The sequence below is a fragment of the Seonamhaeicola marinus genome (assembly GCF_008085455.1).
In genome coordinates this window covers 122,612-134,723 of record NZ_VSDQ01000409.1, presented here as the reverse complement: position 1 = coordinate 134,723, position 12,112 = coordinate 122,612, and the positions used below count along the sequence as shown (strand labels likewise).

Annotated in this window: 11 protein-coding genes; 6 read left to right on the top strand and 5 right to left on the bottom strand. The window is 31.7% G+C overall.

Annotated features, from left to right (window positions below; genetic code table 11):
* Window positions 1-143: 143 nt before the first annotated feature.
* The 4 genes from FUA24_RS05835 to FUA24_RS05820 all read left to right on the top strand — a co-directional run bounded on the left by FUA24_RS05835 (window position 144) and on the right by FUA24_RS05820 (window position 6,146).
* Window positions 144-4,319 (top strand): hybrid sensor histidine kinase/response regulator transcription factor, encoded by a 4,176-nt coding sequence (locus FUA24_RS05835; RefSeq protein WP_148540507.1) that lies wholly within the window; start codon window positions 144-146, stop codon window positions 4,317-4,319.
* A gap of 154 nt (window positions 4,320-4,473) precedes the next feature.
* Entirely contained in the window at window positions 4,474-5,211 is a 738-nt protein-coding gene (locus FUA24_RS05830; RefSeq protein ID WP_187388184.1) for a zinc-dependent peptidase, read from the top strand.
* A 78-nt stretch (window positions 5,212-5,289) separates the two neighbouring features.
* The gene (locus FUA24_RS05825) at window positions 5,290-5,709 is read left to right on the top strand and encodes a CBS domain-containing protein (protein ID WP_148540503.1); all 420 of its coding nucleotides are present in this window, start codon (window positions 5,290-5,292) and stop codon (window positions 5,707-5,709) included.
* A 17-nt stretch (window positions 5,710-5,726) separates the two neighbouring features.
* The gene (locus FUA24_RS05820; RefSeq protein WP_148540501.1) at window positions 5,727-6,146 is read left to right on the top strand and encodes a CBS domain-containing protein; all 420 of its coding nucleotides are present in this window, start codon (window positions 5,727-5,729) and stop codon (window positions 6,144-6,146) included.
* Here FUA24_RS05820 and rpe read toward each other — a convergent pair.
* From rpe to FUA24_RS05800, 4 genes are all read right to left on the bottom strand, one after another.
* Window positions 6,143-6,802: a ribulose-phosphate 3-epimerase gene (gene rpe / locus FUA24_RS05815; RefSeq protein ID WP_148540500.1), complete on the bottom strand. Its 660-nt coding sequence runs from the start codon at window positions 6,800-6,802 to the stop codon at window positions 6,143-6,145. The genes FUA24_RS05820 and rpe overlap by 4 nt on opposite strands.
* Before the next feature lie 176 nt (window positions 6,803-6,978).
* Entirely contained in the window at window positions 6,979-7,842 is an 864-nt protein-coding gene (locus tag FUA24_RS05810; RefSeq protein ID WP_019387909.1) for a sigma-70 family RNA polymerase sigma factor, read from the bottom strand.
* A 255-nt stretch (window positions 7,843-8,097) separates the two neighbouring features.
* Window positions 8,098-8,412, bottom strand: a complete 315-nt coding sequence (locus tag FUA24_RS05805) for a hypothetical protein (protein ID WP_148540498.1) — start codon at window positions 8,410-8,412, stop codon at window positions 8,098-8,100.
* 11 nt (window positions 8,413-8,423) lie between these two features.
* Window positions 8,424-9,392: a sodium-dependent bicarbonate transport family permease gene (locus FUA24_RS05800; protein WP_148540496.1), complete on the bottom strand. Its 969-nt coding sequence runs from the start codon at window positions 9,390-9,392 to the stop codon at window positions 8,424-8,426.
* Window positions 9,393-9,505: 113 nt separating this feature from the next.
* On the opposite strand from FUA24_RS05800, the gene FUA24_RS05795 reads away from it, so the two are divergent.
* A complete protein-coding gene (locus FUA24_RS05795) occupies window positions 9,506-10,429 on the top strand; it encodes a LysR family transcriptional regulator (protein WP_148540494.1) in 924 nt (307 codons plus the stop codon).
* A gap of 27 nt (window positions 10,430-10,456) precedes the next feature.
* On the opposite strand, the gene FUA24_RS05790 is transcribed toward FUA24_RS05795, so the two are convergent.
* Window positions 10,457-11,455: a hypothetical protein gene (locus FUA24_RS05790; protein WP_148540492.1), complete on the bottom strand. Its 999-nt coding sequence runs from the start codon at window positions 11,453-11,455 to the stop codon at window positions 10,457-10,459.
* Window positions 11,456-11,592: 137 nt separating this feature from the next.
* Here FUA24_RS05790 and FUA24_RS05785 point away from each other — a divergent pair, with 137 nt between their 5' ends.
* Window positions 11,593-11,982 carry a hypothetical protein gene (locus FUA24_RS05785; protein ID WP_148540490.1) on the top strand — a complete coding sequence of 130 codons (390 nt, stop codon included), beginning with the start codon at window positions 11,593-11,595 and terminating at the stop codon, window positions 11,980-11,982.
* The last annotated feature ends 130 nt before the right edge of the window (window positions 11,983-12,112 follow it).

The following is a 12,112-nucleotide window of genomic DNA, read 5'->3' as shown; positions in this document are numbered from 1 at the left end:
TTATAGAGTTAGTTTTATTAAATTGTTTTAGTTTAGGAAGCGGCTCAAGTTCTTGGGCCGCTTAATGTTTAAGGTAATTCTTATTAAACACCATTTTTAAGTTGAGGTACTGGTTTCAAATAGTTTTCTTTTTTTTATTTAGCATGTCTTTATTTGGGCAATTGCCCGATTTAAAGTTTAAGCATTTTATAGACGAAAAAGGTTTTAACCAAAGTTCTGTGATGAAAGTCATTCAGGACGAGGAAGGTTATTTATGGATTGCAACGCCAAACGGGTTGTATAAGTATGATGGGCAAAGGTTTTCTGTTTACAGACATGAATCTAATAATCCAAATAGCTTAATAAATAATTCTGTCTATGAATTGGAGTTAGATCATCAAGGAAATATTCTAATAGGTACCGGTAAAGGGCTATGTAAATTCAACAGAATTACTCAGGAGTTTACAATCTTTCCAAAAGTATTAGAAGATGCACGTGTTACAGCAATTTATCCTGAAGAAGACGGTGGTCTATGGGTAGGCACATTGCATTCGGGCTTGTTTCATTTTGAAGGTTCAGATTTATTGGGAGAACAACCAAAAATATACGTTCACAAACCTAACCAAGACACAAGTTTAGATCATGATCAAATACATTCAATAACAAAAGACAAATGGGGAGCGCTATGGGTTGGTACAATTAGAGGTCTAAATAAACTTATTGAAGTTAATGGAAATAAAGAGTTCGTACGTTTCAAACATTTAGAGCAGAGCGTTAAAATGCTCTACACAGATAAAAAAGACAGACTATGGGTAAGTTTAGAAGATACTAGATTAATAAGAATAGATAATCCAAAAACGTTTAATAGTCCCAAAGAAAAGAATTTTAGAGAGTATTCATTTAACCTTGAAAATACAGATAATGATGAATACGGTGGAATTCTGTCTATGATTGAAATTTTAGAAGACCAAGTGCTTTTAGGAATTTATGGACACGGCTTATACCTTCTGAATACCGAAACTCATGCTTACAGTACCTATGTTCCAGATCCATCGGATGCTGAGAGTTTAAGTAGTAGTAATGTAGAAACTATCCTCTTAGATAAAACTAATGTTTTATGGGTTGGTACCGAAGAAGGAGGATTAAATAAGTCCGATTTAGAAAGAAAACCAATAGTTACACTTAGTGAAAACCCACTAACAAAGCAGTCCTTATCAAATTCGTCAATAAACGGTATAGCCAAAGACAAACACAGCAATATATGGGTGGCAACTCAAAATGGCCTTAATAAAATCAAATTTGTTAAAGATTCATATATTCAACCACATTTTCAGCATTATTATTTAGATAATGCTCTAGCTAATAGTGAATTAAGGATACAACAGCCTGTGTGGTCCGTACTCAAAGATCGAGGAGATTTTCTCTGGATGGGTACAACTAGAGGCGTAGTTTATGCAGATATAAGTAATGATGCCGAAAAATTAACCTTTCATATATCTCCTATTAATATGATGGAAGTATTTACTTCTATTCAAGATAGAGAAGGTGTACTGTGGTTTGGGTCGCTATTGGGAGGATTGGCTAAATGGGAAAAGAAAAGAAAGCCAAATAGTAATGAATTTGATTTTTCAAATGTTGAATCTTACTTGCCAGATAAAAATGATAAATATGGTATAAGTGGAAAAGAAGTAAGTTGCCTCTATGAAGATAGTAAAGGTAATATATGGATTGGAACTTTATTTGGAGGCTTGAACTTGCTAATAAGAGGCAAGGCAGGAGAAAAAGACAAATTTATAACCTACCAACATGATAAAAATAACCCCAATAGCCTTAGCCATAATTCAGTGTTTTCAATACATGAAGATAATCAAGGAAATTATTGGATTGGAACTTTTGGAGGGGGGCTAAATAAAATGACTCTTCCTAAAAATGGCATTGGTACTCCAGAATTTAAACATTATACGGAAGAAGATGGCTTAGCAAATAATGCGGTTTATGGTATTTTACAAGATGATAATCAAAACCTTTGGATAAGCACAGATAATGGCATATCCCTTTTTAATCCAATTTCAGAAGAATTTAAAAATTTGAGTAAGGATGATGGGTTACAGAGTAATAACTTTAGAATGAACGCTCATTTTAAAAATAAGGATGGTTATCTGTTTTTTGGAGGTTTAAGAGGCTTAAATATTTTTCATCCAGAAAACTTAAAAGAGAATGCTATACCGGCAAAATCAACCCTAACTGCTTTAAGAATTAAAAGTGAAGAAATTGAAGTTGGGAAAAAATACAATGGTAGAGTTATTCTAAATAAATCTATATCTAACCTTTACGAAGAAATAAGTTTAAAACATCACGAAAACACGCTTACCTTTGAATTTGCAGCGCTCCATTTCGCTGTACCTAAAAAAAACCAATTTAAGTATAAGCTAGAAGGCTTTGATAGTGAATGGATAGATTCTAAAGGTATGTCCTTTGCCCATTACACTAATTTATCCCCGAGAACTTACAATTTTAAAGTTAAAGCTTCAAATAACGATGGCGTTTGGAGTGATCAGGAGGCAAGTATTGCTATTAAAATTAATCCACCATTTTGGTTTACATATTGGGCTTACGCATTATATGTACTGTTAGTTGTTATGATTTTTTGGGCAGTTTTTGCGTTTTACCGCATGAAAACTCAAAAACAAGCATCATTAAAACTTCAAAAAGAAATAGAAGAAATTAACAAATTGAAATTACAGTTTTTTACTAATATTTCACATGATTTTAAAACACCTATTACCCTCATACTAAATCCTTTAGAAGAGGTGTTGGCATCTGTTAAAAGTAATGATGTACTAAAGTCTAAGTTAAAGATTATACAAAGGAATGCTGCATCTTTATTGCGATTGGTTAATCAATTAATGGAATTCAGAAAAATTGAGGTCGGAGAGACAAAGCTCGGTGCAACAAAAGCAAACATAATTAATTTCATAAGAGAAATAACATTCTCATTTAGAGCCTCTGCAAGAAAAAAGAAAGTTGAAATAGCCTTTGAAAGTCAGCTATATGATGAAAGCGTATGGTTCGATTGGGATAAACTGGAAAAGATACTTAACAATTTGATTTTTAACGCTATAAAGTTTACCCCAGAAGGAGGTAGAATCACTGTACGCGTTAAAAAACCTATGCATAGTGCAATGGATATAAAAGGAAGAGATATATCTGTTAACTACGTTCAGATTGAAGTAGAAGATAACGGAATTGGCATAAGTGAAGAGAAGCTTCCATATGTTTTCCATAGATTTTATCAAGTTAATCAGACCAATAAAAAGGACAAAAAAAATAAAGGAATTGGTGTTGGATTAGCTATTACGAAAGACTTGGTCGATTTACATCATGGAGAAATAAGTGTAGAGTCGAAAGAAGAAATAGGAACACGCTTTATCATAAAACTACCAATAGGAAATAGACATTTATTACCTGATGAAATTATTGAACTTCCTGTTTTTGAAAGGCTTACCGATGAGGATATTGATGAGAATGATAAACGCCTCGATGTCGGTGAAGAAGAATGGAATACTGAGGCTACGGAGAAAAATAAAATTCTTGTAGTTGATGATAACGAAGACATAAGAAACTTGGTTAAAGAAGGATTGTATAAAAAGTACAATATTATTGAGGCCAACAACGGAAAAGAAGCTCTTAACTTAGCACTAAAGGAATTACCAGATTTAGTAATAAGTGATGTGTTAATGCCAGAAATGGATGGTATTGAGTTTTGTTATACCCTAAAAACAAATATCCGAACAAGCCATATACCAGTCATCTTACTAACAGCTTTAAACTCGGTTGAACATAGAATAAAAGGAGTAGAGTCTGGAGCCGATGCCTATATACCTAAACCGTTTAATATTAAGTTATTGGAGGTAAGGACGAATAAATTGATTGAATCTAGAGAACTAATTAGAAAACGTTTTCAAACAGAAAAAGAGATTACACCAGAGAAGATTACCTTAAGTTCTTTAGATGAAGAATTCCTAAAGCGTATAATGGATTTTATGGAGGCTAATATGAATAACGAATTGTACTGGATAGATGAGTTAGCCCGAGATATGAATACCAGTAGATCTACCTTTTTTAGAAAACTAAAAAAATTAACAGGGCAATCTCCTAATGATTTTATGAGATTGGTTAGGCTAAAAAGAGCAGCGCAACTTTTAGAACAGAATAAATTCACCATTGCTCAAGTTAGTTATATGGTTGGTTTTAGTAACCCTAATTATTTTGGTAAATGTTTTAGAAAATTCTTTGGAGATACACCATCTAATTATGTTAAGAAAAATGTGCTTACCTAGTTAAACGGACAACCGTTTATTGTACTTTTACGTTTATAAAAACTTATTACACTTAGTTACAAATACGTTGAGTTCAGAAAACAAAACCATCTTTATTGTTTTATTCGTTATACTTTTTATTATGGCTTTTAGGTACGCCTTTAAGCTCTTAGAAATGGCATATGTAGTTAAGCGAAAAAAACCATTTTACATTCATTTTCATCTTTTTAAAAAGACACTTAATGAGAGACAGAAGTCAATTTTAAGAAATCAATTTACATTTTATAACAGACTGAGTGAAAGGCATAAACGCTTGTTTGATCATCGGGTAGCATCATTTATAAAGGATAAAGATTTTATTGGAAGACAAGGCATTGAAGTTTCGGATGAAATGGAAGTATTGATCTCGGCAACGGCTGTTATGCTAACCTTTGGTTTTAGAGACTTTTACATTGGATTAGTTTCTAGAATTGTGATTTATCCCAAGGCGTTTTATTCCAACTTGAACAATGAATACCATAAAGGTGAATTTAACCCAAAAATGAAAACATTGGTTTTATCATGGGAGGATTTTAAAGAAGGTTACGATATATCTAATGATAATCTAAATCTGGGTATTCATGAATTTACGCATGCCATTCATTTAAATAGTAAAAAAGAAGGAGATGTTAGTTCCATAATTTTTAGCACTTCATTCAAGGAATTATCGTTACTACTATCTCAAAACGAGGAACTGAGACAGGAATTAATAGCTTCTAACTATTTTAGAGCATATGCCTATACCAATCAATCTGAGTTTTTGGCTGTAATCATTGAGACTTTCATTGAAACTCCAAAACAATTTAAAAGTGAGTTTCCAAGCATTTATGTACTTGTAAAACAAATGCTAAATTTTCAAATACCAGGGTATTAGGAATAGGTATGATATTTATCATAAATTTTTAGTATTTACTTCAATAATTTTAAAGAACTAAGCTAAAAATGAAGTGTTATGATACGAAAGGCACCAATTTCTACAATAATGACGGAAAAGGTCATTACTGTAAACAAGACAGATGAAATAGAAAAAGCAGAACATTTATTTAAACATCACCACATTAGACATATTCCTGTTGTTGAAAAAGATGCTGTTGTTGGAATGTTAAGTTATACCGATTTACAAAGGTTAAGTTTTGCTGATATTACTAATGAAAATGAAGGAGATGTAGATGCTATGGTTTATAGTATGTTTAGTATCAGTCAGATTATGAAACGTAACGTGGTAAGTGTATCTCCAAGAAATTCTATAAAGGAAATTGCTGAGATTTTTGCCAAAAGAGAATTTCATGCCTTACCTGTAGTTGAAAATAATAAGTTGGTAGGTATTGTAACTACAACAGATTTAATAAACTATTTGTTAAAGCAATTTTAGCAAGAAAAAGGTAAGTTATGAGACATCATATTCCAGTTTCAACCATTATGACAGAAAGTGTGATAGCATTAACACGATCTGATGATTTAGAAAGAGCTGAAAAGCTATTTAATAAGCATAGAATTAAACATATGCCTGTTGTTACGGGAGAATCTGTTATAGGTATGTTAAGCTATACGGATTTGATGCGTATAAGCCTAGCTGAAATTTCGAATATAGACGAACATTCAATTGATTCGGTTGTGTACAACATGTTTACAATAGAGCAAGTTATGGTTAAGGATGTTGTAACTGTAAACAGTAAAACATCAATAAAGGAGGTGGCTAAAATATTGGCAGAAAGAGAATTTCATGCGCTACCAATAGTAGATGATAGTATACTTGTAGGTATCGTAACCACAACAGATTTACTGAACTATTTTATTAGTCAATTTTAAGAATTGGCTAAGGCCTTTAAATCCTTAATAGTTTCTATTTGGTTCTCACTTTTAAAAATATAGCTGCCTGCAACAAAAGTATCTGCACCAGCATCAACAAGGGCTTTTATGTTTTTGTTAGAAACACCGCCATCAATTTCAATTCGTGTTTCTAAACCTCTTTCATCTACCATTTTTCTAAGTTTTTTAACACGGTTATAGGTTATGTCTTCAAACTTTTGTCCTCCAAAACCAGGATTAATGGACATTAATAAAACCATATAACATTTTGGTAAAATATCTTCAAGAACGGAAACGGGAGTGGTTAAATTAAGAACTACACCAGCCTTACACCCTGCATTTTCTATTTGGGTTAAAGTTCTGTGTAAGTGAACAGTAGACTCGTAATGAACAGTAATGATATCTGCTCCTACTTTAGCAAATTCTTCGATATAACGTTCAGGCTTTTCTATCATTAAATGAACGTCAAGAGGTTTTTTTGCATGTTTTTTAATAGCTGCAATAACGGGCATACCGTATGAAATATTAGGAACAAAATGTCCGTCCATAACATCAATATGAAACCAATCGGCTTCACTATTGTTTACCATTTCAACATCTCTTTGAAGGTTTCCAAAATCGGCTGCTAGAATTGAAGGTGCTATTAATTTGCTCATGTTCTTAAAATTTTTGCAAATATAACTAAAGCCTATAAAGTAGACCTTTTTTTATTGGGTATTTAAAGTAATTAAAAAAATAAACCCCCGGTAATCAGCCGGGGGTTCTTTCATCAATCAAAAAACGAACAGTTATGTGTAACTGTTGTAGCGGTAATTTAGTAGTTATTTATTAACTATCCTAAATAAGTTTTCAATATTTTACTTCTAGACGTATGTTTTAATCTACGAATAGCTTTTTCCTTAATTTGTCTTACACGTTCGCGAGTTAAATCGAACGTCTCTCCAATTTCTTCAAGAGTCATTGGGTGTTGATTCCCTAAGCCAAAATATAATCTAATAACATCAGCTTCACGAGGTGTTAACGTTTCTAAAGCACGCTCAATCTCAGTACGTAAAGACTCATGTAATAATTCCTTATCAGGGTTTGGAGATTCACCACTATTTAAAACATCATATAAATTAGAATCTTCTCCTTCAACTAGTGGGGCATCCATACTCACATGACGACCCGAATTCTTCATAGATTCCTTAACATCATTAATTGTCATGTCTAACTCTTTTGCAATTTCTTCAGCAGAAGGAGGACGTTCATGACTTTGCTCTAAGAAGGCAAACGTTTTATTAATTTTATTAATTGAACCAATTTTATTTAATGGTAAACGTACAATTCTAGATTGTTCTGCCAAAGCTTGTAAGATAGATTGTCTAATCCACCAAACCGCATAAGATATAAATTTAAAACCACGAGTTTCATCAAAACGTTGTGCAGCTTTAATTAATCCTAGGTTACCTTCATTAATTAAATCAGGAAGTGTAAGACCTTGGTTTTGGTATTGCTTAGCCACAGATACTACGAAACGTAAATTAGCTTTTGTTAATTTCTCTAAAGCTATTTGATCTCCAGCTTTAATACGTTGTGCTAATTCTACTTCTTCGTCTGCTGTAATAAGGTCTACCTTACCAATTTCTTGCAAATATTTATCTAGCGAAGCGGTTTCTCTATTGGTAACCTGCTTCGTAATTTTAAGTTGTCTCATCTATAAATCTCCTGTAAATTAATTATGAATAATTTCGGTACTCAGTGTTTATACGTAAATAAGTCGAGTAATGTTACAAAAAGTTTCAAATTATTTTCAACTTTCTATAAAATTAGACACAGGATGGTTCAAAAAGTCACATAACTCATAGATGGTTTTGGGGTATATCCAATAAAATGTGGGGTTAAAAAAGACAAAACCTATCAAAACTAAATGTTTGATAGGTTTTAAAAAACTAACTCAAAACAATTTAACCTAATCTAATGCTTCAATGGTAATTAATCCATTAATTCTTAATTTCTTTCCAGAGTATCTTAAGTCTTTAAAAAAAGTCTTGGCATCTTCTTTTGCTTTTATTAACTCATTAATTCTATTCGTATCATACTCACATAAGTCATTTATATCACCTTCTTTTATAGACAGCCTTTTAATTTTATGATGGTTTATTTTTACATCTAACACTGCATTAATAATATCTGAGGCGTCAGAAATATTAAAAGTTCCATCAACAAGATCAATATTTTGTTGCTTAATTTTTGAGTTCACAATTGTTTCTACTGTTTTTTTCATAAGTATTTGATTTAAAAAGTATTTTGAATAATGCATAAGTAAAGCGGCATTCCAAGCGTTATGTTAAATGGGAATGTAATAGCTAAAGCCATAGGTATATAAATACTTGGATTAGCTTTTGGTACTGCAATTTTCATTGCAGCTGGTACTGCTATATATGAAGCACTTGCAGCCAATATTGCAAACAAAAGTCTATTACCAATGCTTGATACGAAAGAACCACTTGAAAATGCTACAATACTTCCATTTACAATTGGAATGATTAATGAAAAGACAAGCGCAAATTTGCCTTTTTTAATAAATTCATTTAGCTTTTTACCACTTGTTATACCCATATCTAAAAGGAATACAGCTAAAAACCCCTTGAAGATGTCTGTGGTAAATGGTTTTATGCCTTGTGCCTGACTTTCGCTTGCCAAAAAACCAATGGCTAAACTTCCAATAATTAATAAAACGCTGCCATTAAAAAGGGCGTGTTGCAAGACCGTTTTTAAAGGGATCTGTGTTTTTTTCTCATTGCCACTAAAAAGCATTATAAGTAGTAAGCCTATCATTATTGAAGGCGCTTCCATCAAGGCCATTACTGCGACCATATGGCCGCTAAAAACTATTTGTTCTAATTCTAAAAAGGAAATGGCTGTAACAAAGGTAACCGCACTCACAGAACCGTAAGCTGCTGCAATGGCACCGGCATTTTCTACGTTAAATTTTCTTCTTAAAATAAAATAGGAGTAAATCGGAACAGTTACGGCAAGAAAAATACCAAAAAGTAATGACCAAAGTATTTCCAAATCAAATTCACTATGGGCTAGTTCCTGACCACCTTTAAAACCAATAGCCAATAGAAGGTATAGAGAGATAAATTTGGAAGAATTCTCGGGGATTCTTAAGTCACTTTTTAGCTGTACAGCCGCAATGCCTAAAAAGAAAAACAATAATGCAGGGTTTGTTAAATTGTCTAATAGTAAGTGAAAATCCATATAAATTTTTAAGAACTTTTAATTTTTTGAGTGATTTTTATTTTTTGCAAATTTTACTATTTTAATTCATATATTTTTATTTATATTTATTATTGTGTTTATAAGATTTGTTTATGAATTATACTTTACATCAGCTTGAGATATTTTTAAAAACGGCACAATTACAGAGTGTTACTAAGGCTTCGGAGTCACTTTATCTTACACAACCAGCAGTTTCTATTCAGTTGAAAAAATTTCAAGAGCAGTTCAAAATTCCACTATTTGAGGTCGTTGGAAGGAAAATTTATATTACCGAATTTGGAGAAGAAATAGCAGTGGCAGCCGAGAATATTCTTAATGAAGTTAAAGCTATTAATTATAAGGCTTTATCTTATCAAGGTAAACTAGCAGGGAAGCTTAAAGTTGCTATTGTGTCTACTGCCAAATATGTTATGCCTTATTTTTTAGCCGATTTTATGAATGAAAATAAAGGTGTTGACCTTATAATGGACGTAACTAATAAGGCTGAAGTCGTAAGTGCATTAGAAAATAATGAAGTTGATTTTGCTATGGTTTCTACCATTCCAACGAATTTAAAAATTAATAGAATTGAATTAATGCAAAACAAATTATTTCTGGTAGCTGGCAGGAATTATAAATTTAAAGGTAAATACTTATCATATTCGGAGTTTAAAAAATTGCCCTTAATTTATAGAGAGCAAGGGTCAGCCACTAGATTAGCCATGGAAAAGTTCATTGATTCTAGAAAAATATCTACCTACAAAAAGATGGAATTAAAGTCTAATGAAGCTTTAAAACAAGCTGTAATTTCTGGTTTGGGATGCTCAATTATGCCGCTTATTGGTATTAAAAATGCCATTGCAAATGGTGAATTACAAATTATTCCTGTTAAAGAATTACCAATAACTACTAATTGGAACTTAATTTGGCTTAGCTCTAAAAATTTGTCCAATATAGCCAAATCCTTAATTGAGCATATTGAGACCAATAAAGAAGTTATAATCGATAGGCACTTTAATTGGTTGGGTAAATATTAGGTCTCACAAAGTGTTTGTTATAGCGTTCTACAGAACGGACATAGCATCCTCTAGAATAATTTTTTTTCGGATCATTTCAATTTTAGAATGGATTTTATTAAAAAATAAGGCTCTGTCCTTTTCTCCGGCTTTAGCCAGTAGTTTTGAATTAGACATTTGTTTTTGTAAGAAATCATACATTTGGTTACAGGTGTCCTCATGTTCTACTTTAAGGTAGGAGAGTACTGTAAACGGTACAAAAAAAGTCTTTTGAAAAGATGTGGTAACCATAAGGCTATTGGTTAACATATGCAAATCACATTTATATAATCTAAAGAAGTTTTTGTTTTTACTTCCCGAAATACTTTGATTAATCGTTTGTTTTTCGGTATGCTGAATAACGGCATCAATGTCATTACAGATTTTCAAGGCTATTTCTTTTGAAACCAATCCAGTTTCAAAGTAATATAATAATTGCTGTAGTGTGCCAGTTACGGTATTATCATTCCATAATTCTGTAATATTGATATTTTTATAAACTTCTCCTAAAGCGAAAGCACTATCTAAAAGCGACTTAGGAATTGTTTGCATCCATTCATCAAAAGTAATTTTACTAAGCGCCATTTCTTCATTTAAATCTTTTAACCAAACATACATTTTGTACCGAGTTAAATAACTATCAGTTAAAGTGTGAAATAAAGAAATATCTTTTCCAGACCAGATGAATTCGGTTGAGCGAAGTTTTGTTAAAGGCGCAAGGTTTTGAAGAGATACCTTAAACCACATTTCTAATGTCGTTTCATCTTTGGGCTCCGGAGGTAATTCAGTTAAAATAGTGTTTGTGTTTTCTAGCTCAAATAGTTTGTTAAGTGAAACTTTATAATGACGAGCTAGAATTACACTTTCCTCCAATGTGAGGTTTGTTTTTAGATTAATACGTCGGTAAGCCGCATCATATCCTATATCTAAAATACCTGCTACTTCCTCAATAAAGGAGTGATTGTTTGAGGATTTGCTTTTAAGTGTATCAAAAAAGTGTTTTTGCATTTTTTAAAAACAATAAATATAAAATGACTATTACTTTGTAAAAATTACAAAAAATAATTAGTCTTTTTAAGAGTTTGGCTAAATGGATATTAAATATTACAAAATAGATTTGAAAATACTATTCTAATCTATGTTTTATGAAAATGTTTTCAATTCGCAAAAAAGTAACTGTAATAGCCGTGTCTATTGCAGTTATCATTCAAAGTTGTACGGTTTATAAGGCAAAACCCATTTCTTTAAAAAGAGCTTCAGAAATAAAGGCCAAAGTAAAAGTGATAACTAATGCTGGTAATAGATATAAGTATAGAAATATTATATCCTATGATGGGAATTATTATGGAATACAGTTTAAAAGATCCAACAAAAAAGTACTGTTAAATGAAGAGGAAATAAAAAAGATAAAAGTAAAAGATAGTGTTATATCTGTTGTTGCAAATGTGTTACTAGGTTGTGCGGTTGTAATATCAATTTTTATAGTAGGGTATAATGGACCAGGATTAGGCGACGGCTTACAATTTCCTAATTGATTATTCCCGCTTTCATTATTGAGGTTTAATACAATTTTTGAATTGTTTTTCGGACTTAACGCAAAAATTAGTTTGGAAATAGGGTAACAAAAAAGCAACTCAGTTTATCTATTGGTGTAACATAAAAATA

What these genes read in the sequence shown, in the direction of transcription:
- FUA24_RS05820 (WP_148540501.1), top strand. Translation starts at nt 5,727, where the DNA reads ATGAGACATCATATTCCAGTTTCAACCATTATGACAGAAAGTGTGATA.
- FUA24_RS05810 (WP_019387909.1), bottom strand. Translation starts at nt 7,842, where the DNA reads ATGAGACAACTTAAAATTACGAAGCAGGTTACCAATAGAGAAACCGCT.
- FUA24_RS05835 (WP_148540507.1), top strand. Translation starts at nt 144, where the DNA reads ATGTCTTTATTTGGGCAATTGCCCGATTTAAAGTTTAAGCATTTTATA.
- FUA24_RS05795 (WP_148540494.1), top strand. Translation starts at nt 9,506, where the DNA reads ATGAATTATACTTTACATCAGCTTGAGATATTTTTAAAAACGGCACAA.
- FUA24_RS05830 (WP_187388184.1), top strand. Translation starts at nt 4,474, where the DNA reads ATGGCATATGTAGTTAAGCGAAAAAAACCATTTTACATTCATTTTCAT.
- rpe (WP_148540500.1), bottom strand. Translation starts at nt 6,802, where the DNA reads ATGAGCAAATTAATAGCACCTTCAATTCTAGCAGCCGATTTTGGAAAC.
- FUA24_RS05800 (WP_148540496.1), bottom strand. Translation starts at nt 9,392, where the DNA reads ATGGATTTTCACTTACTATTAGACAATTTAACAAACCCTGCATTATTG.
- FUA24_RS05825 (WP_148540503.1), top strand. Translation starts at nt 5,290, where the DNA reads ATGATACGAAAGGCACCAATTTCTACAATAATGACGGAAAAGGTCATT.
- FUA24_RS05785 (WP_148540490.1), top strand. Translation starts at nt 11,593, where the DNA reads ATGAAAATGTTTTCAATTCGCAAAAAAGTAACTGTAATAGCCGTGTCT.
- FUA24_RS05805 (WP_148540498.1), bottom strand. Translation starts at nt 8,412, where the DNA reads ATGAAAAAAACAGTAGAAACAATTGTGAACTCAAAAATTAAGCAACAA.
- FUA24_RS05790 (WP_148540492.1), bottom strand. Translation starts at nt 11,455, where the DNA reads ATGCAAAAACACTTTTTTGATACACTTAAAAGCAAATCCTCAAACAAT.